This window comes from Kitasatospora sp. NPDC090091 (genome assembly GCF_044747365.1).
In the GTDB taxonomy this organism is placed as follows: Bacteria; Actinomycetota; Actinomycetes; order Streptomycetales; family Streptomycetaceae; genus Kitasatospora.
Genome location: NZ_JBIVDY010000024.1, coordinates 16998 through 40875 on the forward strand (window position 1 = coordinate 16998; position 23878 = coordinate 40875).

The 23878-nt window shown below is 73.0% G+C and carries 21 protein-coding genes; 17 read left to right on the plus strand and 4 right to left on the minus strand.

Annotation, left to right across the window (positions count from 1 at the left end):
• Positions 1-206: 206 nt before the first annotated feature.
• On the minus strand, positions 207-767 hold the full coding sequence (locus ACIPSC_RS31815; RefSeq protein ID WP_400830926.1) for a DUF664 domain-containing protein: 561 nt from the start codon (positions 765-767) through the stop codon (positions 207-209).
• 224 nt (positions 768-991) lie between these two features.
• Here ACIPSC_RS31815 and ACIPSC_RS31820 point away from each other — a divergent pair, with 224 nt between their 5' ends.
• The 12 genes from ACIPSC_RS31820 to ACIPSC_RS31875 all read left to right on the plus strand — a co-directional run bounded on the left by ACIPSC_RS31820 (position 992) and on the right by ACIPSC_RS31875 (position 16418).
• The gene (locus ACIPSC_RS31820) at positions 992-2359 is read left to right on the plus strand and encodes a hypothetical protein (RefSeq protein ID WP_400830929.1); all 1368 of its coding nucleotides are present in this window, start codon (positions 992-994) and stop codon (positions 2357-2359) included.
• A 118-nt stretch (positions 2360-2477) separates the two neighbouring features.
• Positions 2478-2699 (plus strand): hypothetical protein, encoded by a 222-nt coding sequence (locus ACIPSC_RS31825; protein WP_400830931.1) that lies wholly within the window; start codon positions 2478-2480, stop codon positions 2697-2699.
• Positions 2700-3261: 562 nt separating this feature from the next.
• The gene (locus ACIPSC_RS31830) at positions 3262-4959 is read left to right on the plus strand and encodes an amino acid adenylation domain-containing protein (RefSeq protein WP_400830933.1); all 1698 of its coding nucleotides are present in this window, start codon (positions 3262-3264) and stop codon (positions 4957-4959) included.
• Positions 4960-5127: 168 nt separating this feature from the next.
• Complete coding sequence (locus ACIPSC_RS31835; RefSeq protein WP_400830936.1) at positions 5128-5370, plus strand: phosphopantetheine-binding protein; 243 nt, start codon at positions 5128-5130, stop codon at positions 5368-5370.
• Positions 5367-6875: a flavin monoamine oxidase family protein gene (locus tag ACIPSC_RS31840; protein WP_400830938.1), complete on the plus strand. Its 1509-nt coding sequence runs from the start codon at positions 5367-5369 to the stop codon at positions 6873-6875. The genes ACIPSC_RS31835 and ACIPSC_RS31840 overlap by 4 nt, the downstream gene beginning before the upstream one ends.
• Positions 6876-7050: 175 nt before the next feature.
• Complete coding sequence (locus ACIPSC_RS31845) at positions 7051-8778, plus strand: class I adenylate-forming enzyme family protein (RefSeq protein WP_400830942.1); 1728 nt, start codon at positions 7051-7053, stop codon at positions 8776-8778.
• A gap of 163 nt (positions 8779-8941) precedes the next feature.
• A complete protein-coding gene (locus ACIPSC_RS31850) occupies positions 8942-10522 on the plus strand; it encodes a KamA family radical SAM protein (protein WP_400830944.1) in 1581 nt (526 codons plus the stop codon).
• Positions 10519-11550 (plus strand): RimK family alpha-L-glutamate ligase, encoded by a 1032-nt coding sequence (locus ACIPSC_RS31855; protein ID WP_400830947.1) that lies wholly within the window; start codon positions 10519-10521, stop codon positions 11548-11550. Before ACIPSC_RS31850 ends, ACIPSC_RS31855 begins: the two co-directional genes overlap by 4 nt.
• Complete coding sequence (locus ACIPSC_RS31860) at positions 11547-12824, plus strand: AMP-binding protein (protein ID WP_400830950.1); 1278 nt, start codon at positions 11547-11549, stop codon at positions 12822-12824. The genes ACIPSC_RS31855 and ACIPSC_RS31860 overlap by 4 nt, the downstream gene beginning before the upstream one ends.
• Entirely contained in the window at positions 12821-14113 is a 1293-nt protein-coding gene (locus tag ACIPSC_RS31865; protein ID WP_400830954.1) for an MFS transporter, read from the plus strand. Before ACIPSC_RS31860 ends, ACIPSC_RS31865 begins: the two co-directional genes overlap by 4 nt.
• Entirely contained in the window at positions 14110-15021 is a 912-nt protein-coding gene (locus tag ACIPSC_RS31870; protein WP_400830957.1) for an SDR family NAD(P)-dependent oxidoreductase, read from the plus strand. The genes ACIPSC_RS31865 and ACIPSC_RS31870 overlap by 4 nt, the downstream gene beginning before the upstream one ends.
• A 143-nt stretch (positions 15022-15164) precedes the next feature.
• Complete coding sequence (locus ACIPSC_RS31875) at positions 15165-16418, plus strand: phenylacetate--CoA ligase family protein (RefSeq protein WP_400830960.1); 1254 nt, start codon at positions 15165-15167, stop codon at positions 16416-16418.
• A 44-nt stretch (positions 16419-16462) separates the two neighbouring features.
• On the opposite strand, the gene paaI is transcribed toward ACIPSC_RS31875, so the two are convergent.
• Both paaI and ACIPSC_RS31885 read right to left on the minus strand, forming a co-directional pair.
• Positions 16463-16858: a hydroxyphenylacetyl-CoA thioesterase PaaI gene (paaI, locus tag ACIPSC_RS31880; protein WP_400831211.1), complete on the minus strand. Its 396-nt coding sequence runs from the start codon at positions 16856-16858 to the stop codon at positions 16463-16465.
• 266 nt (positions 16859-17124) lie between these two features.
• Positions 17125-17397 (minus strand): cytochrome P450, encoded by a 273-nt coding sequence (locus ACIPSC_RS31885; protein ID WP_400830962.1) that lies wholly within the window; start codon positions 17395-17397, stop codon positions 17125-17127.
• A 304-nt stretch (positions 17398-17701) separates the two neighbouring features.
• Here ACIPSC_RS31885 and ACIPSC_RS31890 point away from each other — a divergent pair, with 304 nt between their 5' ends.
• The 5 genes from ACIPSC_RS31890 (at position 17702) to ACIPSC_RS31910 (ending at position 22379) form a co-directional block, all read left to right on the plus strand.
• On the plus strand, positions 17702-18091 hold the full coding sequence (locus tag ACIPSC_RS31890; RefSeq protein ID WP_400830964.1) for a VOC family protein: 390 nt from the start codon (positions 17702-17704) through the stop codon (positions 18089-18091).
• Positions 18092-18643: 552 nt separating this feature from the next.
• Positions 18644-19771: an acyl-CoA desaturase gene (locus ACIPSC_RS31895; RefSeq protein WP_400830966.1), complete on the plus strand. Its 1128-nt coding sequence runs from the start codon at positions 18644-18646 to the stop codon at positions 19769-19771.
• 92 nt (positions 19772-19863) lie between these two features.
• Positions 19864-21054, plus strand: coding sequence for a glycosyltransferase family 4 protein (locus ACIPSC_RS31900; RefSeq protein ID WP_400831214.1), 1191 nt, complete (start codon positions 19864-19866; stop codon positions 21052-21054).
• A 53-nt stretch (positions 21055-21107) separates the two neighbouring features.
• On the plus strand, positions 21108-21977 hold the full coding sequence (locus ACIPSC_RS31905; protein ID WP_400830969.1) for an alpha/beta fold hydrolase: 870 nt from the start codon (positions 21108-21110) through the stop codon (positions 21975-21977).
• Between the two features lie 48 nt (positions 21978-22025).
• The gene (locus ACIPSC_RS31910; protein ID WP_400830973.1) at positions 22026-22379 is read left to right on the plus strand and encodes a S26 family signal peptidase; all 354 of its coding nucleotides are present in this window, start codon (positions 22026-22028) and stop codon (positions 22377-22379) included.
• 230 nt (positions 22380-22609) lie between these two features.
• Here ACIPSC_RS31910 and ACIPSC_RS31915 read toward each other — a convergent pair whose 3' ends face one another.
• Positions 22610-23479 (minus strand): TetR/AcrR family transcriptional regulator, encoded by an 870-nt coding sequence (locus ACIPSC_RS31915; protein WP_400830975.1) that lies wholly within the window; start codon positions 23477-23479, stop codon positions 22610-22612.
• Positions 23480-23878 lie beyond the last annotated feature (399 nt).

Below are 23878 nucleotides of genomic sequence, written 5' to 3' on the forward strand. Positions count from 1 at the left end.
CGGCCACCGATGCACGTGACCGGGCCCAGGAACGGCCGCCGATCGCCCGCCGACACCCTTCCGGTACGCCCACCCGGGCGAGGTGAGGGTGCCGTGCAGGCGGCCTCGGGGCACAAGCCGCAGGGCGCCGGCCCTCGCGGCGCGGACGTCACGGCGCCGGCCCTCGCGGCGCGGACGTCACGGCGTGGGCCCTCACGGCGCGGACGTCACTGGCCCACCCGTCCGTCGATGCACTCGCGCAGCAGGTCGGCGTGGCCGCAGTGGCGGGCGTACTCCTCGACCCGGTGCACCAGCAGCTCCCGGATCGCGATCCCGTCCTTCCCCACCCGTGTCCCCAGGTCCGCGAACCCGGCCAGCGCGGCGTCCGTGGCGGCCTGCTCGCGCTCCAGATCGGCGTACGCGGCGTCGACGACGGCCTGATCGGCGACGGCGTCGTCGAAGTCCGCGTCGCGCCGGCCGTACAGCTTCGGCAGCCGCTCGCCGTCGTGGAGCCAGTTGCGCCAGTCCCGTTCCACCTCGGCGAGGTGGCGGACGAGGCCGAGCAGCGACATCGTCGACGGCGGGACGGAGCGGCGGGCGAGCTGCTCGGCGTCCAGGCCCTCGCACTTCATCCGCAGGGTCATCCGGTAGTTCGTCAGAAAGTCTTGCAGAGTGGGGAGTTCTCCGTCCGGGCTGACGCCCTCGCTGTTGCGGGGGTCGTCGGCGGGGTCGGTCCACATGTCGGCGTAGACGGTCGCCTGGGTCCATCGTTCGGGTGCGTCAGTCATGCGCGCCATGATCGCCCGGTGCGGAACGGGGCCGCCAGCGGATTTCGCCGGGGGCTCCGGCAGGGTGGGATGGTCGGAGTCGTCCCACCGACCCGAACTGTTGCCCGCCGCTGCTCAACTGGCCATCTCTGCAAGGAGTTTACTGCGCGCCACGGGCTGGGTACGGAAGCCGTCGCCCGTCCGGGGACAGGCCCCGGAACCACCGGGAAGGGGAGGGCTCCCGCATGCGTGGGAATCGTGAGCAAGGGATCCGGACGTACGGGGATCGAGGTCGCCGGATCCGGGCCAGGGCGGCAGCGCTGCTGGCCGTCGTCGTGATGGCGTTCTGCGGACTCCAGCAGAGCGCCCAGGCAGTGCCGGTCCGCGGTTACACGGGCTGGTCGATCCTGATGTGCAAGGTCTCGGACAACACGTCCGAACCGCACACCGCCGGCTGGCTGAGGAACTTCTTCACCGACTCCGGTGCCGGCACCGGCGGTATGTACGACTACTTCAACAGCATCTCGGCCGGTGCGGTGCAGATCCGCAACTCCAACGCCGCCGGCTGGTACACGATGCCGTACACCCTGGCCCAGGAGCAGGGGCGGGACCGCTGGACCCGCTTCCAGGACTGCGTCAACGCCGCAAAGGCCGGCGGGTACACCGTCCCTGCCGGGCACCGCACGATCGTCGTGACCAACGTCGGGATCGACTGGTGGGGCGCCGGTGGCGCGATCTACCTGGACGGCACCGGCCTCGGCTCCGTCTCGGTGGCCCACGAGATGCTGCACGGCTACGGTCTCGGCCACTCCTTCTCCAACGACACCAGCTACCGCAACGCCCCGTGGTCCGCGCCGGGCGAGTACGACGACCCGTGGGACGAGATGAGCGCCGCCAACGTCTACGGATCGGGCACCGGCGGCACCTACGGCAACGCCCAGCCCGTCGGCCTGGCCGGCTACCAGCTGGACAAGCTCGGCTGGGTGGACCACAGCCGGGTGGCCGTCGCCCCGGCCGGGTGGAGCAGCCACACCCTCACCTCGTTCCAGAGCGACGACGGCTACCACCCGAAGCTCCTGCGGGTACCGATCGGCTCCGACCCGTTCCACTACTACACCGTGGAGTTCACCCGGAAGCTCGGCTACTCCGCGGGCATCCCGAACGACGTGGTACTGATCCACGAGATCGTCAACGGCACGCCGTACCTGCAGCGCACCCTGGACGGCGGGGCCCGGCTCCCCGTCACCTCGCTGAACGCCAACGGCGACTCGATCTCGACCTCGATCAGCGGGGGCACCGCGACCGTCACCGTCTACTCGGCCACCTCGGTGGCGATCTACGGCCCCAACACCTGCGTCGCCGGCTACGTCTGGCGCGACGGCGACTACCGCGACTACACCTGCGTGGCCCCGGCCACCCGCAGTCAGGCCGCCGCCGACAACGCCGCCCGGTACAGCCGGTGGGTGTCCGGGCCGTACGGGCCCCACACCTGCATCTCCGGCTACGTCTGGCGGGAGGCCTGGCCCGGTGACGACGTCTGCGTGACGCCCGCCGTCCGCTCCCAGGCATCGGCGGACAACGCGGCCGCGCCCTCCCGCGTCCTGCACCCCTGATCCGCTGATCCGCGGCAGGACTTACGGCAGGATCCGCGGCGGGATGCACGACAGGATCCGCGGCGGCTGTTCGCGGTAGAGCCCCGCGGTCGACCGGCCCCGGCAACGCGTTCGCGCGGTGCCGGGGCCGGTCGCTGTTCGCACGCCGACGGCGACCGCCGGCCGGTTCGGCCGGCCGGCCCTGATCCGCGAACGCGGGCACCTGCGACTCGTCGCGGAACTCCGTCCGGAAGCACTGGAGTCGGCGGAGGGACTGGGCGCGGCGCTCGGCGCCTTCCTGGACCGCCGGCTCCGGGCGTACGACCTCGTCACCGCCGCCCTCGGCCCCTCCTGCAGATGACCCGCGGGGGAACGGGACCGGGGTCAGCGCGGCGGCAGGCCCGACACCGCGACCACACCGAGCCCCCGGCGCCCGGGATGCGGGCCAGTGTCCGGTCTGCCACGACGCCGAGCTCCACAAAGAGCGCAACACCGTCGAGCAACTGACCAACAAGCTGAAGGCATTGCGAGGAATCGCCACCCCGGGCAGGCTCCGGGAATGGGAAACCCGGCCGTGTTTCGGCTTGGGAATTCGGTGCCGTTCCGGTACGCAGCTGTTCCAGGGCTGTGCGGAGGCGGTGAATTCCCTCCGCATTTCCGGAAGTTCCGGTGTCAGGTGAATCGTGCGCACACCGTGGGCGGATGAATTCGGAGCGGTGCGCACTCGTCGAATCCGGCTCGTCACGCTTCGTGGTCTCTGGTGTCGCAGCAGTCCGTCCTGACGGACTCTCTATCGTTCACATGTCAACCACACATCCTTGAAGCAACATCCTCAACAGCCATTGTGGCTACGCATGTTCGAAGGTAGAGTCCCGGCTCGCCGAGCACTGACAAGGGCTCGCACGGCATTCTTTGGGGCGGGCATGACAAAGAACCGCAACATCCACGGAGCCAGTTCCGACCTGATTGACGCGTTCACGGAAACCGTGCGCCGATATCCGGAACGGGCGGCGATCGTCCACCACGGGCGCGCCCTGAGTTATCGCCAACTCGACACGTTGGCACGTATGACGGCCGACCGGCTCGGCGCCGGCCCGGGGGTGGTCGCCGTTCCGGCGGTGCACCTGCCGGAGACGGTGGTCGGGCTGCTCGGTGTGCTGGCGGCCGGGGGCGCGTACTGCCCGGTCGACCCGGCCTTTCCGCCGCAGCGCCGACAGGCGATGCTGGCCGCGGTGGGATGCCGGACCGGGCTGGCCGCCGTCACCGGGCCGGACACCGGGCGCGGGGTGGACCGTGCGCCCCGGATGGCCGACCGGCTCCTCCCGGACGGCCTCGACCTGGTCGAACTGCCGCGATCAGCCGCCGCGGAGGCGTCGGCGCCGTACGACATGGAGCCGTACGCCATGGAGCCGCACGCAACGGCGCCGCGCGCGGCCGATCCGGAGCAGCCGGCCTACCTCCTCTTCACGTCGGGTTCGACCGGGCAGCCGAAACCCGTCGTGACGCCGCGCCGGGCGATCTCCGCGGCCGTCGCCTCGCTGCGCGAGGTGTTCGGCCTGACGCCGGACGACCGGGTGCTGCAGTTCGCCTCGCTGAACTGGGACACCTGCTTCGAGGAGATCCTGCCGACCCTCACCGCGGGCGCCGCCCTCGTCCTCGACGCCGAGGCGCACTCCGGGTCGTTCCCGCGGTTCCTGCGGATGGTGGAGCGCGAGCGGATCACCGTCCTGGATCTGCCGACCGCGTTCTGGCACGAGCTGGTGCTGCACCTGGCCGAGGAGCGCCGCACCCTCCCCGACTCCGTCCGGCTGCTGGTGATCGGCGGCGAGGCGGCCAACCCGGCCCGGCTCGCCGACTGGGCGGCGCTGGACACCGGCCGGATCCGGCTGCTGAACACCTACGGCTCCACCGAGACCACGCTGATCACCCATGCGGTTGACCTGCACGGGCCGCAGGCGCCCGAGCGGGAGCGGCCGTGGGCGGTCGGCGACCGGGTGCCGATCGGACGGGCTCTGCCGCACGTCCTCGAACGGCTCGGCGAGCAGGACGAGTTGTGGATCGGCGGGCCCGCGGTGGCGCTCGGGTACCACGGGCTGCCGGAGGCCACCGCGGCACGGTTCACCGAAGCCGCGGGCGGAACCGGCACCGAGGGCGGCGCCGCCGCCCATGCCGACACCGCCGGGGTCCGCTGGTTCCGCACCGGCGACCGGGTCAGCCGCGCGCCGGACGGCGTCCTCACCCACCAGGGGCGGCTGGACGGCGAAGTGAAGGTCCGCGGTATCCGGGTCGACCCGGCCGAGGTCGAGGCGGAGATCGCCGGCCACCCCGGCGTCGCGGCGGTCGCCGTGACCGGGGCGACGGTGGCCGGCCGTTCGGCACTGGTCGCCTACGTGGTGCCGCGCCCGGGCGCGGCGGCCGGCACGTTGGACGCCGACCTCCGGGCCCACTTGGGCGGCCGGGTGCCGGGCCACCTCGTGCCCAGCCGGATCACCGTCGTTCCGGCTCTGGTGCTCACCGCGAGCGGCAAGGTCGACCGCGCCGGCTCGCACCGACGCTACGCGGCGAACGGATCGGGCTCCGGGCAGACCCCCGGCACCGCCCCGCTCCCGTCCCACCCCTAGGGAGTGCCCACCCGGCGGCCACCGAGCCGCCGGGACGGCCGCGGGGCGGACGCGCCCCCGGACGGCCGGGCCACGCCCGCCACCAGGCCCGCCCTGCTCGGGGCCTGCCCATCCAGACCCGCCACCAGGTGCCCCACAGGTGCACCCGTAGGTCGAAGGAGAGCATTGATGAGCAGCGTTGACACCACATCCGCCGATGTCGAGGGCGTGGCGGAGATCTTCCGCCGCGTCCTGGAGAGCACGGACGTCGCGGCGGACTCGGACTTCTTCCTCCTCGGCGGCGACTCCCTGATCGCCACCCGCGTGCTGAGCGCGGTCGCCCGTACCTACGGCGTCGAGCTGACCTTCGACGACTTCGCGCTCGCGCCCACCCCGGCCGGCCTCGCCCGGTTGATCGCGACCGCCGGATGAGCGCCGGGAACAGCGGCGCCGTCGCCTCGGCCGTCGTCATCGGGGGCGGGGCGGCCGGGCTGACCGCCGCCGCCGGGCTCGCGGCCCGCGGGGTCGAGGTCACCGTGCTGGAGGCGCGCGACCGGGTCGGCGGACGGACGCACGGGATCGAGGTCGCCCCCGGCGAGTGGGTCGACGCCGGAGCCGCCTACCTCGGCGACCGGCACACCGAACTCCTCTCCCTCCTCAAGGAGTTGGACCTCGCCACCACGCCGACCACGATGGCCGGCGCCAGCCGCTTCGCCCTCGCCCGCACGGCCGCGGGTACGGCCGCCGGCACCGGCACCGCCGCGGACACCGACCTCGACGCCGCCACGGACTCCGGCACCGCCGCGGACGCCGCCATGGCCGCCGGCACCGGCACCGCCGCGGACGCCGGCCCGGCCGGGCTCGGTGACGGGAGCGTCACCCGGGACGGCCGCTTCCCGCCGCTCAACGCCGTGGCGCTCGGGGACCTCTTCGACCGGCTCGCCGAACTCACCGCCGCCGTAAGGCCGGACGCGCCGTGGCTCACCCCGGAGGCCGCCCGGCTGGACACCCTGACCGCCGCCGAGTGGGCCGAGCGGGAGCTCACCCACCCGGACGCCCGGCTCTTCTTCCCGCTCTTCCTGGGCGAGATGATGGCCGCCGACCCGGCCGACGTCTCCGTCCTCCACATGGCCTTCTACCTGCGTTCGGGCGGCGGGCTGCGCTACCTCAACGCCTTCGAGGGCGGCGCCCAGCAGGACCGCGTAGCCGGCGGAGCGCACCTGCTCTGCGAGCGGCTGGCCGCCCGGCTCACGGCCTCGCCGCACGGGCGGCTCCGGCTCGGCGAGCCGGCCCTGGCGGTCCAGCAGGACGCCGACGGGGTCACCGTCCGCACGGCGCGCGGCGAGTACCGGGGGGACGTCGCGGTGGTGGCGCTGCCGTCGCTGCTCGCCGACGCGCTCGACCAGCACCCTGCACTGCCGGCGCCCCGCGCGGGGGAGCGGACCGGGCGCGGCTGCGCGGTCAAGCTCCACCTGGTCTACCCGGCACCGCTCTGGCGCGAGCACGGGCTCTCCGGCTGGTCGGTCAACGCCGAGGGGCCGCTGCTCTCGACGGTCGACGACTCGCCGTCCGGTACGGGCGCCGGTGTGCTGACCGGGTTCGTCACCGGGGCGGAGGCGCACCGCTTCGCGGCCCTGGACCCGGCGCAGCAGCGCGCCGCGGCGGTCGCGCAGGCCGCCCGGCTCTTCCCGATGCTCCCCGAGCCGATCGGCCTCCACGTCACCGACTGGGTCAACGAGCCGTACAGCAAGGGCTGTTACGCGGCGCTGTTCGGGCCCGGCGACTGGCTGCGGCTCGGTCCGGCGCTGACCGCCCCGCACGGCCGGGTGCACTGGGCGGGGACCGAGACCAGTACCGAGTTCTTCGGGCTGCTGGAGGGCGCGGTCCGCTCCGGCCGCCGCGTCGTCGCGGAGATCCTCGACCGCCCGGCCGGCTGAGGCCTCCGGCGCCCTCACCGCCTCCGGCCCGAACTCCCTTGCACGACCGGCCCATCCACAGCACCGCGTGCGGATCACCGCACAAGACCACCATGCGCGGATCACCGCGCCCGTCCGGCCGTCGGCTCCACCGGAGCCGGCGGCGGGCCACCCCTTCACGATTGCGAGACCCCCGATGAGTGACCAGCTTTCCCACCAGAGTCCCGTCGCGCCCCTCGCCGCCCGCGAGCGGCTGATGGCCGAACCCGACCTCGGCGCCGGCAACTTCCTCGACCACGCCATCGCCGTGAACCCCAACCGCGCGGTCCCGTTCGCCTACAGCCACCACACCGACCACCGCGGCGCCGTCGTGCTGCGCGGCCACAGCCTGCTCGACCTCGCTGCCCTGCGCGACCGGTACGCCGCCTGGTACCACGCCAACGGCGTGCGCCCGGGCGAGCCGGTGGCCGTGGTGATCGCCGAGGGCCTGGAGCCGCTGCTGCACTTCCTCGCGCTGACCGCGCTGGGTGCCGTCCCGGCGCTGGTCAACGACGCCATGCGGCACGACGTGATGGTGCGCTACCTCAACCACGTGGGTGTGGTCGGCGTGGTCGCCGACGACACCACCCGCCTGGCCGCCGCCTACCGCCAGGACCCGCAGCGCCGGCCGCGGTTCCTCACGCTCGCCGCCGAGGTGCAGGCCTTCGACGTGGACGCCTCCGACGGGCTGCCCGAGGCGTACCCGTACCGGCACGCGGCGGACGACGTGGTCGCGCTGATCCACTCCTCCGGCACCACCGGAACGCCCAAGTCGACGATGCTGGCGCACCGGCAGTTCTGGGACGGCAAGCAGCCGCGCATGGTGCGCTTCCCGGCCGAGCCGTACGACCGGCTGATGTCGCTGATGCCGCACACCCACGCGGGCGGCCTGAGCTACTTCCTCACCGCGACCCTGCTGGGCCTGCCGACCGTGGTGATGGCCGACTGGCGGCGCTCGGTCGTCGAACCGGTGATGGAGGCGTTCCAGCCGACCATGGTGGCGTCCTTCCCGCGCACCTTCGTCGAACTCGCCACCGGGGAACTGCCGGTGCAGGGAGCGGCCAAGGTGCACTCGTGGTTCAACACCGGTGACAGCGCGCACTACGGGCACATCCGCCGGCTGGTCCAGCTGGGGGAGCGGCCGGCAGGGCTGATCCGGCCCTGGCTGCTGCCGCGCGAGAAGGCCGGGCAACCCGCCCTCCCCGGTTCGCAGTTCGTCGACGGGCTGGGCTCCTCCGAGATGGGCATGGCCCTGTTCGGCCAGGTGACCACGCCGGAGAGCGCACGGGACGACCGCTGCGTCGGCAAGCCGCTGGAGGTGGTCCGCCGGGCCGCCGTGCTCGACCAGGACGGCGCGGAGGTCCCGGACGGCACGGTCGGGCTGCTCGCGGTGGACACGCCCTCGCGCACGCCGGGCTACTGGAACAACGCCCGGCTCACCAGCAGCTTCGAGCTGGCCGGCTACTGGCTGACCGGGGACGTCGCCCGGCGCGACGCCGAGGGCCGCTTCTACCACCTGGACCGCACGGTGGACGTCATCGACACCGCGGCCGGCCCGGTCTACAGCCTGCCGATCGAGGAGGTGCTGCTCGCGGACTGCGCCGAACTGGTCCGGGACTGCTCGGTGATCGGCGTCCCCGGCGCCGCCGGTGAGGTTCAACGGCCGATCGCAGTGGTGCAGTTGCAGGCAGGAGCGGAGGCCGCGGACGTGCGGGCCGAGGACGTCCTGGAGGCCGCGAACAAGGCGCTGGCCGGCGCCGGACTGGCCACGCTGGCCGCCGTCCGGATCGCCCGGACGGCGGAGGAGTTCCCGCTCGGGCCCACCGGCAAGGTGCTCAAGCGCGAACTGCGCACCCGCTTCGCGACCCTCTTCGCCGCCCAGTAGCGCTCGGATGGACCGCCCCGAACCCATGCGCCCGGAACCCGCGCGCCCCGAACCCGGGCGCCCGGAGTCCCCGCGCCCGGAATCCAAGCGCACCGAGCCGGCCCGTCCCGAGCCCGCTCGCACCGATCCCCTGCGATCGGAACTCCCGCTCCCTGAAAAGTCGGTGGGCGCCGCCCGGCCGCGGCAGCCGTACCAGTACGCCCGGACCGCACTGGTCGAGCCGGACTGGCGCCGGCTGCCGGGCTGGCGCGACGTGACCGAGGCCCAGTGGCGCGACGCCCAGTGGCAGCGCGCGCACTGCGTCAAGAACGCCCGGCAGCTGCGGGCCGTCGTCGGCGACCTGCTGACCGACGATTTCTACGAGCAACTGGCCGCGGATCAGGCCGAGTTCGCGACCATGTCGATGCTGCTGCCGCCGCAGATGCTGAACACCATGGCCGCCGACGCCCCGGCCGAGCGGCACGCCTTCACCGCGGCCTTCCTGGCCGACCCGGTCCGCCGCTACATGCTGCCGGTGCACGCCGACCGGCACCGGCGGTGGCCCAGCCACCCGAAGGCCGAGCGCGACTCGCTGCACGAGGCGCAGATGTGGGTGGTGGAGGGGCTGACCCACCGCTACCCGACCAAGGTGCTGGCGGAGCTGGTCTCCACCTGCCCGCAGTACTGCGGCCACTGCACCCGGATGGACCTCGTCGGCACGTCCACGCCCCAGGTCACCAAGGCCAAGCTGGTGCTGCGGCCGGTCCACCGGCAGGAGTTGATGCTCGACTACCTCAAGCGCACGCCGACCGTGCGCGACGTGGTCGTCTCCGGCGGTGACGTCGCCAATGTGCCCTGGCCGCAACTGGAGTCGTTCCTGTTGCGGCTGCTGGAGCTGGAGACCGTCCGGGACGTCCGGCTGGCCAGCAAGTCGGTGGTCGGCCTGCCGCAGCACTGGCTGCAGCCGGAGGTCCTCGCAGGCGTCCACCGGGTGGCCGAGGTGGCCGCCCGGCGGGCCGTCAACCTGGCCGTGCACACCCACGCCAACCACGTGCGGTCGGTGACCCCGCTGGTCGCCGAGGCGGCCCGGGCGCTGCTGGACGCGGGGGTGCGGGACGTCCGCAACCAGGGAGTGCTGATGCGCGGCGTCAACGCCACCCCCGAGGACCTGCTCGACCTCTGCTTCGCCCTCCAGGGGGAGGCGAACATCCTGCCCTACTACTTCTACCTCTGCGACATGATCCCCAACGCCGAGCACTGGCGCACCAGCGTGCACGAGGCGCAGCGGCTCCAGGAGGCGATCATGGGCTACCTGCCCGGTTACGCCACCCCGCGGCTGGTCTGCGACGTGCCGAACCTCGGCAAGCGCTGGGTGCACCAGGCGGTCGGGTACGACCGCGAGCGCGGCATCTCGTACTGGACCAAGAACTACCGCACCGAGCTGGAGGTCCGTGCCGCCGGCGGGACGCCGCTGGAGCGGCGCCACCCGTACTACGACCCGGTGGACACCCTTCCGGAGGCCGGCCGCCGCTGGTGGGCCGGACAGGCCGGACAGGCCGAATGGTCCGAACAGGCCGAACGCGCCGGACAGCCCGAGCGGTCCGGACAGGCCGAACTGCGGGGGCGGGCCGGTCGGCCGGGGCGGCCCACGCTCCTGACCACTCCGCCCACCCCGCCGGCCGTCCCGACCGCCCCGACCCCGCCGGCCGTCCCGGCGCCACGGCCCGCCCCGACCCCGCAGACCACCCCGGAAGGAGCCCGGTGAACGACACCAGCCCCGCCCACGACCCCGGCCCGCTGCGCCGGATGTGCTGGATCTTCCCCGACCGCGAGTCCACCCGGATGACCGCCACCTGGCACCACTTCTTCTGGGACCTCTACGCGGAGACCGCCGAGGAGTTGGGCCTCACCTGGTGCCGGCACGCACCCGACGCGGTCACCGTGGACGCCACCGACCCGGCCCGGCCGGTGGTCTACGTGGACGAGGAGCCGGTGACCCCGCAGGACACCCTCTTCATCACCGCGCTCTACTCGCTGCCCTACCAGGCCATGGACATCTTCAACCAGTACGCGCTCTACGCCGTGCTCGATCAGGCCGGCTTCTACCTGCCGTTCCCGCCGCACATCTCCCTCATCGGCAACGACAAGCTCGCCACCGTGCTGCACCTGGCCGACTCCCCGGTGCCGCCGATCCCGACGGTGCGGATCGGCACCGGACGCGACATCAGCAAGCACCAGTACGAGGTCGCGCTCGGTAACCTCACCTACCCGGCCATCGTCAAGCCGTCCGGCTGGTGCGGCGGCGGCGGGATCAACCTGGCCCGCGGACCGGAGGACATCCGCGGCCTGGCCAGCCTCGCCCAGGGCGGCGACACCACGCTCGTCGTCCAGCCCTACCTCGGTGACGGCACCGTCGACTACCGGGTCTACGTGGTCGACGGCCGGCCCTACGCGGTGATGAAGCGGATCCCCGAACCCGGCTCGCCGGTCGCCAACGCCAGCCGTGGCGGCGCGATGGAGTTCCCACCCGTGCCGCCCGAACTGGCCGAGGCCACCAGCTACTTCGCGGAGAAGCTGGACATCCCGTTCTTCTGCGTCGACTTCCTCCACGACGGCGAGCGGTACTGGTTCTCGGAGCTGGAGCCGGACGGGGTGATCGCCCCCGACTGGTCGGACCCCGACCGGACCCTCCAGCGGGACATCACCCGTGCCCGGTTCACCGCCTACCGCGACGGCCACGCCAAGTGGCTCGCCAACCAGACGCCCACCACCCCACGGACGGACCCGCGATGACCGACGCGTTCTCCCTCCCGCCCGAGGCCGCCGAGCCGCGCCTGGCCGTCGCCGCCCGCGCGCTCGGCCTGCTGCGGACGGTGCCCGCGCTCGCCCCGCGCTACGCCGACCGGCCCGCCGGCCTCGCCACCCTCGACGAGCTGGCCGCCCTCCCGCCGCTGGTCAAGGACGACCTCAACGTCGCCCTCGCCCACCTGGAGCCGCGCGCCGAAACCGGCGCCACCTGGCTGTTCCAGAGCGGCGGCTCCACCGGCGCCCCCAAGGTCGGCTACGCGCCCACCGGGTTCTACATGGCCGGGGTGCACGCCCACTGGCAGCCGCTCGACCGCGACGACACCTTCGTCAACGCCTGGGGTGCCGGCCGGATGTGGGGCGCGCACTTCCTCGCCGCCGCCCTCGCCGACCTGGCCGGCTGCCGGGTGATCGCGCTCGGGTCGGTCACCCGGGAGGAGTACGGCGACTGGCTGGGCTTCCTCGCCGACCAGCGGGCCACCGCGATCGGCGGAACGCCCAGCGTGCTGCGGCTCTGGTTCGCCCACGCCCGCGTCGCCGGCCTGAAGCTGCCGGCCCTGCGCAAGGTGCTCTGGCTCGGCGAGGCCTGGCAGCCGCAGCTCGCCGAGGACATTGCGGCCGTCGCACCGCAGGCCCGCCGCTGGGGCATGTTCGGCTCCACCGAGACGTGGGTGGTCGGCACCAACACCCCCGACTGCCCGGCGGACACCTTCCACCCGCTGCCCGAACAACTGGTCCACGTCGGTCCGGACGGGCTGCTGGACTTCACCACCCTCAACCCCGACATGCTCAACCCCGTCCTGCGCTACCGCACCGGCGACGCGGGGGAGTTGACCACCTGCCCGTGCGGACGGCCGGGCCGGGCGATGCGCGTGCTGGGACGGCGCGACAGCGTCGTCCAGGTGCGCGGCCTCGGCCTGCACGTGGACGAGCTGGTCGCCCGGGCCGAGCGCGAGCCCGGCGTCTCCCGGGCCCAGGTGGTGATCACCGAGCACGGCGGCCGGGCCACCGGCGTCGACGTCCTGCTGCTCACCCACGGCAGCGGCGGACCGTGCGCCGCCGTCGGCATCGCCGGCGACGCGGCCGTCGACACCGCCCGGCTGCGCGCCGAACTCCTCTCCGCCACCTTCACCCTCAGCACCGCCTTCCAGCACGACCCGGAGAACTTCCGGGTCCGCGCGGTCGAGGAGCTGGTCAGCAACGACCGCACCGGCAAGACCGCCGGCTTCGTGGTCCGCGCGGCCGACGAGGAGGACGCGTGAAGGCCCGGCGCCCCGACGACCTGGGGCGCGGCTTCAACCTGTTCTGGGCCGGACAGACGGTCAGTGTGGTCGGTGACCGGGTCACCGTCTTCGTCGTCCCCACCCTGATGATCTTCGTCCTGCACGCCTCGGCCCTCCAGGTCGGCATCGTGGCGATGGCCCAGTACCTCGGCATCCCCCTGCTCGGGCCGGTGGCCGGCGTCCTCGTCGACCGCTGGAACAAGCGCCGGACCATGCTCGCCTGCGACCTGATCCGGCTGGCCGCCGTCGCCGTGATCCCGATCGCCCACTGGCTGGACGTTCTCTCCACGCCGCTGCTGTTCTGCTGCGTCGCGGTGATCAGCGGGGCGACCATCTTCTTCAACATCGGCTACCTCATCGCCGTGCCGGCCGTGGTGGAGGAGGACCAGATGGTCCGCGCCTACTCCCGGCTGGAGGGCAGCGGCTCGGTCGCCGAGGTCGCCGGCCCCTCCATCGCCGCCGCCCTCTACAGCGCGCTCGGCGTGGCCGCGCTGCTGGTGGACGCCGCCAGCTACCTGGTCTCCGCCGCCTGCTTCCGGTACATGAGCCCGTGGGGCGAGCGCGCGGCCGTCGAGGGCACCGTCTGGGACCGGCTGACCGCGGGCTTCCGGATGAACTGGGCCGATCCGGTGCTGCGCCGGGTGGTGCTGGCGGCCGTCACCCTCAACTGCGGCGGACCGCTCTTCGTGACCGTGCTGCCCGTCCTCGCCTACCGCGGCCTCGACGTCTCGGTGGGCGTCTTCGGCGCGGCGATGTCCGTGGGCGCGGTCGGCGCGCTGGCCGGCGCCGTGGTCGCCCCGCGGATCAGCGCACGGTTCGGCCTGGGCCGCACGCTCGCCTGGTCCCTGCTGCTGCACTGCCTGGTCGGCCTCGGCGTGCTGGCCGCGCCCGCGCTGCCGGCCGGGCCCGTCATCGCCGTGACGATGGGCTGCTACGGCTTCTTCATGTCCTGCATCAACGTCTGCAGCGCGCCCACCCGGCAGTCCCGGATGTCCGCCGAGCACCAGGGCGTGATGCACGCGGCGTTCCGCACCGTCACCTGGGGCGTGATCCCGCTCGCGGCCCTGGTCGGCGGCCTCGCCGTCTCGGCCCTCACCGGGCCCCTGGGCGTCCTGGACGCCGCCCGCTGGACCATGGTCGGCGGCACCCTGCTGGCCGCCTGCTCCTTCCTGCCCGCGCTCGGTATCCAGCCCCGCCTCGACGCCGCCGAGCGGGAACGGAAGCAGCCCGCCGGCGCGGAGCCCGAGCTGACGGAGACGGCGCCGTGAGCGCCGACGGGGAGGGCGCGGTGAGGGCCGAGCGGGACGATGCGGTGCGCGGCCGGGTCGTCCTGATCACCGGCACGTCCTCCGGCATCGGTCTGGCCACCGCCGTCGCGGCCGCCCGCGCCGGCTTCACCACCGTCGCCACCCTGCGCGACCCGGCCCGTGCCGGGGCACTCACCGAGGCCGCGGCCCGGGCCGGCGTCACCCTCGACGTCCGCCCGCTCGACGTCACCGACCCCGCCTCCGTTGCCGCCTGCGTCGACGGCATCGCCGAGACCCACGGACGCCTCGACGCGGTGGTCAACAACGCCGGCATCTCCAACTTCGACCCGACCCTGGAGATGTCCACGATGGACGCCCTGCGGGCCAATCTGGAGGTGAACTTCTTCGGCGTCATCGCCGTCAGCCGGGCCGCCCTGCCCCTGCTGCGCGCCTCCGGCGGCCGGCTGGTGACCATCGGCAGCGTCCACGGCGTCGTCGGCCAGCCCTTCAACGAGGCCTACTGCGCGGCCAAGTTCGCCGTCGAGGGATTCATGGAGAGCCTCGCCCCGGTCGCCGCGGCGCACGGCGTCCGGGTCTCCGTCGTCGTCCCCGGCTTCGTACCGGACACCGAGTTCGGCGTCTTCCCGGACATCAACCGCAGGACCATCGAGGCCGCCTCCGGACCCTACGCGCCCACCTTCGCCGACTACCTCGCCTGGGTCGGCGGCCAGGGCTGGGAGGCGGCCGGACAGCCGGCCCGCGAGGTCGCCGAGGTGGTCGTCCGCACCCTTCGCGCCGAACGGCCCGCCTACCGCGTGCCCACCAACGACTGGGCCGCCCGGTACCTGGAACAGAAGCTCGCCGACCCGGACGGCGCCGCCGTCCAGACCCTCGCCCGTACCTGGATCGGCCGCCCCGACTCCAGCTGACCCCGCCGGATCGTCACCCCGATCCGGCCGACCCGCCCGGACCGGACGTCCCGATTTCCGGCCGTCCCGATCCCGGTCATCCCGATTCCGGCCGTCCCGGATCAGGCCTTCCCGAATCCGGCCGCCCCACCGAGGAGAGCCCCGTGCCCGCCAAACCGCTGCCCGAGCTGGTCGACTTCGCCCGGCGCAACTCACCCTTCTACGCCGAGCTCTACCGGGACCTGCCCGCCCGCGTCGAGCACCTCCACCAGCTCCCCGTCATCGAGCAGACCGCCTTCTGGGCCGCCAACTCCTGGCCGGACAACCGCCTGCTCACCGGCCCGCTGACGGACGCCGGCGTCTACAAGACCGGCGGCACCACCGGCGTCCCCAAGTTCTCCCCCTGGACCCGCACCGAACACGCCGACTCGGTGACCGCCTTCGGCGCCGGCCTCGTCCAGGCCGGCCTGCGCCCCGGCCACCGGGTGGCCAACCTCTTCTGCGCCGGCGAGCTCTACGGCGGCTTCCTCTACATCGAGAACGCCCTGCACCACGCGCCCGTCGACAACGTCCGGCTGCCGGTCGCCGCCGCCCCCGACGCCTACGTGGCCGCGCTGATCGAGGACTTCGGCGTCGACGTGCTGGCCGGCGAGCCGATGAAGCTCAGCTCCGTCGCCGAGCACCTGGTCAAGCACGGCAAGGCCGCCGAACGCATCGAACTCCTGCTCTTCGGCGGGGACCTGCTCTTCGCCGACCTGCGCCCGATCCTCGCCCGGGCCTTCCCCAGGGCGGCCGTCGCCTCGATCGGCTACGCCTCCGTCGACGCGGGCCTGGTCGGCGCCCCGGTGCCCGGCGACGACGTCCGGGTGCACGAGGCGTTCGCCAACCGCACCGTGGTGGAGCTCGTCGACGACGTCACCGGCGAGCCGATCACCGCCCCCGGCACGGCCGGCCGGGTGGTCGTCACCAATCTGTTCCGCACGCTGATGCCGATCCTGCGCTACCCGACCGGCGACCGCGCCGAGTGGATCGACGCCGAGTGCCGGCGGTTCCGGCTGGTCGGCCGGTCGGTGGAGGGAGCCCGGGTCGGCACCGTGGCCATGCCGACCGAGGAGATCCGCGACGTCCTGGTCGCCCACGACCCGGACCAGGCCATCTCCGGCATGCAGCTGGTCCAGCGCCGCTGGGACGGGAAGGACGGCCTGATCCTCCGGCTCGGCTGCACCGAGGAGCCCCCGCCGGGGCTGGGGGAGCGGCTGGTCGAGGCGGTGTACCGGGCCCGCCCGCTCTACCCCGAGGAGGTCGCCGCCGGTGCGATCCACCACCTGACCGTCGAGTGGGTGCCGCGATCCGGGCTCGCCACCAACCCGCGCACCGGCAAGCTCCAGCAGGTCGTGGACGAGCGCCCGCCGGCCTGATCGGCGACCCGGGCGGCGGCTCGGGACAGGGGGCGGGACGCCGGTCAGCCGGTGTGCGGCTTCCCCGCCAGCATCACGCTCTGTCCGCGGAACTCCGCGACCACCTTGGCCGCGGAGTTCCGCACCGTCACGTCGTAGATCCCGTTCCGCCCGGACCGGACCCGCTCCACCGCCTCCGCGGTCAGCTCGTCCCCGACCGCCGCCGGCGCCAGGAAGGTGACCTGCGCCGCCTGTGCCACCGTCACCGGACCGTAGCTGTTGCAGGCGTAGGAGAACGCCGCGTCGGCGAGCAGGAAGAGGTAGCCGCCGTGCGCGATGCCGTGGCCGTTCACCATGGCCGGGCCCACCGTCAGGCGCATCCGCGCCCGCCCGGCGGACACCGCGTCGAGCGCGATGCCCAGGCTCCGGCAGGTCTCGTCGCGCTCGTACAGCGCGGCCATCCGGGCGTTCAGCCCGGCCGGTTCCGTGGTCGCCGCGGTCGCTGTGGTCGCCGTGGGCTCCGTGGCGTTGCGGTCCGTGCCGTCCGTGCTGTCCGCGCGCATGACTTCCTGCTTCCCCCGGGAACAGCCCGAAACGGTCGGTGTGCCGTGTGTGCGTCGTGTGTGCCGTGTGCATGGTGTGCTGCACGGCACACGCATTACATCGATCACCGTGACGGGCTGTCAACGGTCCCCAGGGTGAACACCGGTCGGCTGCTCCTCCCCGACTACGGGCGGCGCGCCGCCCGGTCGGGACCGAGGCCGACCGGCAGCTCCTGGTGGCCGTTGGAGATCAACGACTCCAGCGACCGCAGCCGGGTGCCGGGCGCGAAGGCGGCCTCGGGGAAGCGCTCGAAGAACAACCGCAGCGCGATCTCCGACTCCATCCGGGCCAGCGGCGTGCCCAGGCAGCAGTGCACCCCGTACCCGAAGGCAAGATGATCCTTGACGACCCGCAGGACGTCGACCGTGGTCGAGCCGGCCGGGGTCCTCATCCGCATCGGCGACGGCGCAGACGAACGATTGGCCTATCAGATGTCCGACCCCGTACGGCGCTGAACGCCCGCGTGCGTGTGGGGTGGTCGGGCGCACCGAAGCGGACGGGTGCACCGTGGCTGCGCCGATCGGGTGGAGTCCCGTCCGGGTGCTCATCCCGGTGGCCGTGCGCCGCGCTGACGCCGCATAGCCTGATCGTGATCCCCGCACTGCCGGTGGCCGAGCGCGGCCCAGGGCTGTCCGAACACCGGAACTCCTGAGCGCATCGCCGCCCGACGGCCCAGGCCCGACGCACCGGAGAGCACCGCCATGAAGATCCACCTCACCAGCGTCTTCGTCGACGACCAGGAGGAGGCGCTGCGCTTCTACACGGACCTGCTGGGCTTCGTGAAGAAGCACGACGTCCCGCTGGGCGGCACGGACCGGTGGCTCACGGTGGTCTCGCCGGAGGACCCGGACGGGACCGAACTGCTGCTGGAGCCGTCCGGCCACCCCGCCGTGCAGCCGTTCAGGACGGCGCTGGTCCGGGACGGCATCCCGGCCGCCTCCTTCGCCGTGGACGACGTCCCGGCGGAGTTCGACCGGCTGCGCGCGCTCGGGGTGCACTTCACCCAGGAGCCGCGGGCGATGGGCCCGGTCACCACGGCGGTCCTGGACGACACCTGCGGCAACCTGATCCAGATCGTGCACAGCAAGTAGGACGCGGCCAGGACCGGGCGGACGGCTCGGTGCTCCTCGACGCCCGGATAGTGGCGCCGAAGCTCGTCCGGCACGTAGTGACGCCCCTGCCAGGCAGGGAACAGGATCCCCTTCATTCCTGCCCCCCGTTCAGCCGCATGCCGCGGCGACCGATCCCGTCCCGGCGGCACACACTGGGCGCCGGGACGGACCGCGTCACACGGGTTTGCCGGGCACCGGCCGGAGCGAGCGGACGGTGCGTCATGTGAATTCCGTACCTGGCTGTCCCATCCGGCTCTGCCACCGTGCACTCGCGCTTCCGTGTGACTCCCGCCGTAGCCGTTCCGGTGGACCTTGTTCGGTACACCCGGTCATCCGACCACACGAGCGATCCTCGGACCCACGTTCGATCCGCGGAGGCCGATTCCCGTCCGTTCGAGCGCCTTCGTTCGCGACACGGACCGGTACGGGACAAAGACGGGGTGTGTACGGAACGCTTGGGCCCGCCCGGCCCGGGGCCGCGCGGCGCGGCGGCCACGACCGACCGGAGCGCCCCGAGACCGGGATGGTGACATGACCGTTCAGGACACCCCGCCCGCCGGAACCACCCGGCACGACGACTTCGCCGAGCTGCACCGGCGGGTCTCGGACGCCGGCCTGCTGCGAAGGCGCCCGCTGTACTACACCTGCCGGAGCGCGGCGCTGTTCGCGGCCCTGGCACTGCTCCTGGCCCGGTTCGTCACGCTCGGCGCGAGCTGGTGGCAGCTCTGCCTAGCGCCCCTGCTCGCCCTCGTGCTCGGCCAGTTGGCGCTTCTCGGCCACGACATCGCCCACCGGGCGGTGTTCGCCGACCGCCGGACCACCGACCTGGCGGGCATCCTGCTGGGCAACCTCGTGGTCGGGATGAGCTACGGCTGGTGGGTCGCCGACCACAACCGGCACCACGCCCACCCGAACCGCGAGGGCCACGACCCGGCCGCCGACGCCGTCCTCTTCGCCAGGACCGTCGAACAGGCTCAGCGGACAAGGGGGTTGAGGCGCCTCGTGGCCCGCCACCAGGCCGAGCTGTTCTTCCCGCTGCTGTCGCTCCAGGCGCTCGGGCTCGTCGCCGCCACCTGCCTGACCCTCACCCGCGGCACCGTCCGGTACCCGGCCCTGGAACGCACCCTCGCCGCGCTGCACTACGCCCTGGCGGTTGCTCTGTTGGCCGCCGTCCTCTCGCCGCTCCAGGCGCTGGCGTTCGCTGCCCTCTGCGGGGCGGTGCTCGGCGTGTACCTCGGGTGCATCTTCGCCCCGAACCACAAGGGCATGCCGATGACCGGCCCGGACGCGGAGCGCGCCGACTTCCTCCGCCGCCAGGTGCTGCCCTCCCGCAACCTGCGGGCCGGCCGGTTCGTCCACTTCGTGTTCGGCGGCCTCGGCTACCAGATCGAGCACCACCTCTTCCCGGCCATGCCGGTGGCGGCGCTGCGCCCCGCCTCGCACATCGTGCGTGCGTACTGTGCGGAGGTCGGCGTGCCGTACTGCGAGGCGGGCCTGGTCGCTTCGTTCCGGGCGATCCTGCGGGACCTGCGCGAGGTCGGCCGATCCATCGCCGCCGGCCCGGGCCGGCCGGAGGCGGGGGCGGCGGGGGTCGCGGGGGCGGTGCTCGAAGCGGAGACTGCACCTGAGCGCCTGCCGGAACCGGAGGCCGCGCGGTGAGCGGCGTCCCGTACGGGCTCGCCGTTCCGCACGCGCCGGCGACGCCCACCGCGCCCGGTCCGGCCGCGCCCGAAGGAGAACGGCTCCGGGTCGTGATCGTCACCGAGTCATTCGCCCCGCAGCTCAACGGCGTGGCCCACAGCGTGCTCAGGACGGCCGAGCATCTCGTGGCCCGCGGGCACAGTCCGCTCGTGGTGGCACCGGCGGCGCAGACCGTTCGACGGCGACGGGACGACGGCCGCGAACGGGGGCGGGTGCGGGGCCGCGACGCGGTGTACGACCGCGAGGCGGCGTACGGCTACGAGGTGGTCCGTGTCCCGTCGGTGCCGCTGCCCGGCTACCCGGAGGTGCGGATCGCGCTCCCGGGGCGACAGGTGGCCGACGCCATCGCGCGACACCGCCCGCACGTGGTCCACCTGGCCGGCCCGTTCGTGCTCGGGGCGGCCGCGGCCGCGGCGGCCGGCCGGGCGGGGGTCCCCTCGGTGGCGGTCTACCAGACCGACCTGGCCGCCTACGCCGCGACCTACCTGCCGGTGGCCGGAGCGGCCGGTGCCCGGCTGGCGTGGCGCCGGCTGCGGCAGATCCACACCGCGGCCGCGCGGACGCTGGCGCCGTCCCGGGCATCGCTGGGTGCCCTGGCGGCACACGGCGTCCCCAGGGTCCACCTGTGGCCGCGCGGCGTCGACTGCGAGCGGTTCCACCCCAGCCATCGCGACGAATCCGTGCGCCGCCGCCTCGGCCGCCCCGGGGAGGTCCTGGTCGGGTACGTCGGGCGCCTGGCGCCGGAGAAGCAGGTCGAGCAGTTGGCGGAGGTGTCCCGGATCCCGGGCGTGCGGCTGGTGGTGGTCGGCGACGGACCCTGCCGGGTCCGGCTGGAGGCCGCTCTGCCGGACGCGGTCTTCCTCGGCCGCCGGACGGGGCACGAACTCGCGCGGCTCTACGCCTCGTTCGACGTGTTCGCGCACGCCGGGCCGTTCGAGACCTTCGGCCAGACCCTCCAGGAGGCCATGGCCAGCGGCCTGCCCGTCGTCGCCCCGGCGGCGGGCGGACCACTGGACCTCGTCGACCCCGGGCACACCGGTTTCCTCGTGCCGCCCGGTGCCGGCTCGGGGTTCCGGGAGGCGGTGGAACGGCTCGCCCGGGACGAGGAACTGCGGGCGGCCCTCGGGCGAGCGGGGCGTGCGGCGGTGGCGGAACGCAGTTGGGAGGCGGTGGGCGACCGGCTGATCGGGCACTACCGGCTCGTCGTCGCGGGGGAGACGGCCGGCGTCCTGCGCCGCTGAGCAGCGACGGGATTCGACGACCGACCGGAGCCGCCTCGAAGGAATGGACCAGCATGCAGCAACCGCTCGCCGCCGAGTACGTGCCCGGCACCGCCTCGGCGGCCGACACCGCCGTGTTCCTGCACGGCCTGGGCGGGTGGACCCACAACTGGGCGGCGCTGATCGACCGGCTGCGCGCCTCGGTGCACTGCCTCGCCCTCGACCTCCCGGGCTTCGGACGGTCGGCGCCCCCGGCCGACGGCGTCGTCAGCGTCGAGCGCCAGGCCGCGGCCGTGGCCGGCCACCTCGACCGGGCCGGGCACCGCCGCGTGCACCTGGTCGGCAACTCGCTCGGCGGCCTGGCGGCCCTCCATCTCGCTTGTCACCGACCGGAGTTGGTCGCCACCCTGACCCTCGTCTCCCCGGTCCTGCCGGCCCTGCCGCCGGCCCAGGCGGTGCGGGTCGCCCTGCTCGGTCTGCCGGGGGCCCACCGTCTGTACTCCCGGCTGCTGTCCGCGCAGAGCCCCGACCGGCAGCTGGACGACCTCTACCGCCTGATCTACGCGGACCCCGGGCTTGTCGGCCCGGAGCAGCGGGCGACCGAGGCGCGCGAACGCTCGCGCCGCGCCGAACTGCCTTACACCCAGGGGATGCTGGCCGAAGGAGTACGCGCGGTGGTCCGCTCCCACCTCCGCCGGGGCCCGTCCTCGACCTGGCGCCAGGCGCGCCGGGTCACCGCGCCCACGCTGCTCGTCTACGGCCGGGACGATCGCCTCGTCCCCTTCCGCACGGCGGCCCGCGGCTACGCGGCCTTCCGTGACGCCCGCCTGCTCACCCTGCCGGGCGTCGGCCACGTCGCCATGCAGGAACGCCCCACCGCCGTGGCCGACGCGCTCCGCGCCCTGATCGCCGAGTCCCGTTCCATGTCGTCGCCCGGGTGTTGAGTGCGAAATCCGCTGGGCGGAGGCGGCCGACTCTGCGACGATCACCGGATGGGTGCATTGGATGCAGTGGCCACCAGAGTCGCAGGCGGGGCCACCGTCGAATTCCGGCCGAGCGGTTCGTCGATGGTGCCCTTGATACGCAGCCGGCAGTTGGTGGTCGTCGCCCCGGTCGACCCGTCGAAGCTGGAGCCCGGGGACATCGTCCTCGCGCGCGTCGCCGGCACGGTGTACCTGCACCTGGTGTCGGCTCTCGACCCGGCGAAGAAGCGCGTTCAGATCAGCAACAACCGCGGCCGCATCAACGGTTGGACGAGCCACGACCGCGTCTTCGGCATCTGCCTCGCCGTCGACGGCGTCCCCCGCACCGGTGCCGCCACCAAGACGCTACCCGCCGCGTTCTGACCCCGGAGCCCCGTCGTTTGTCCAGGACGCACGGTGAACGCTTCATTGCCGTCCCCAGGGGCCGGATTGGCGGGTGGCCTCCTGGGGGGCTGGTGTTCTCTGTGCGTGAGTCTCGCCGTCATGTTGTGGGGTTCATGACAATCAAGTGTGGTTGGCGAGGCGGCGAGTGCGTTGCGTGGCTGGGCGATTGGGGCGCGTGTCCGCCCTTCCAACTCCCCTTCGATTGTGGGTTATTGGTCTGTGTGTTGTGTGGTGAGGATGCCTTCGAGGATGAGGTTGAGGGTGGTGTGGAGTTCGGTGGTGAGTTGGCCGGGGGTGGTGTGGGGTTGGCCGCACCAGCGGTAGAGGGATCCGAGGTAGAGGTCGCGGAGGGCGTTGCCGATTTGGTGGGGGGTGAAGTGGGGTTTGAATTCGTGGTGGGTGATGCCGTGGTGGGCGATGTGGGCGAAGAGTTCGGCGAGGTAGGGGTCTTCGAGGAGGGGTCGGCCGGCGCGGACCCAGGCCATGAGGAGGGAGTTGGTTTCTTGTTGGTGGGTTTCGTTGATTTGGCCGAGTGCGGTCATGCAGTGGCGGAGTTGGTTGACGGCGGTGTCGGGGTTGGTGGTGCTGTTGTCGCTGCTGCCGTGGGTGTGGCTGCCGGGGCTGCCGTCAGTGCCGTTGCCGTTGCCGTTGCCGTTGCCGTTGCCGTTGCGGCTTTCGGCACCGCGGCCGCTGTTGCCGTCAGTGCTGTTGCCGCCGCTGCTGCCGCTGCCGTTGCTGTCAGCGTTGCCGGTGCCGGTGCCGGTGCCGGTGCCGGTGCTGGTGCTGGTGTTGGTTCCGGTGTGGATGTTGTTGTTGGTGAGGGTGGTGAGGAGGGTGTGGCGGCGTTGTTCGCCCCAGGCGGTGAGGAGGTCTTCTTTGCGTTGGAAGTAGTTGAAGAAGGTGCCGCGGGCGACGTCGGCGCGTTCGGCGATTTCGTCGATGCTGGTCTCGTCGTAGCCGTGTTCGGCGAAGAGGGTGATGGCGGCGTCGTAGAGGCGTTCTTTGACTTTGAGTTTGTTGCGTTCGCGTCGGCCGAGGGGTGGTGGTTGGTTGGGGGTGGTGTTGGTGGGGTGTTGCATGGGTTGGGTCCGTTCTGGTGTGGCGGTTGGAAGGTTGGTTGGGGTGTGTCGCCTTCCGTGTGGGTGGACCACAGTTTAACTATGTTTCGGGGTCGTAGTTGGTGGGTGGTGTGGTTGGGGTTTGGTGGTGTGGGGGGTTGGGGTTGTGGGGGTGGGTTGGGGTGGGGTGTTGTGGGGCGATTTGTGCGGGTTTGATTGGCTTTCAGGGCTGGTTCAGGGGTGGCTGGTCGGTTTCGCGTGGGGGCGCGTGTCGGGTTGGCGGGGTGGGTGGGGGTGCAGGGCGAGGGTTGGGGTTTCGGTTGGTTTGTCTGGTTTTTGATGGTGTGTCTGTTTTGGGGTGTGGGTGGTCTGGATCTTGGTGGGTTTGGAAACGATAGGTGGGTGGGGTGGGTGGGGGCC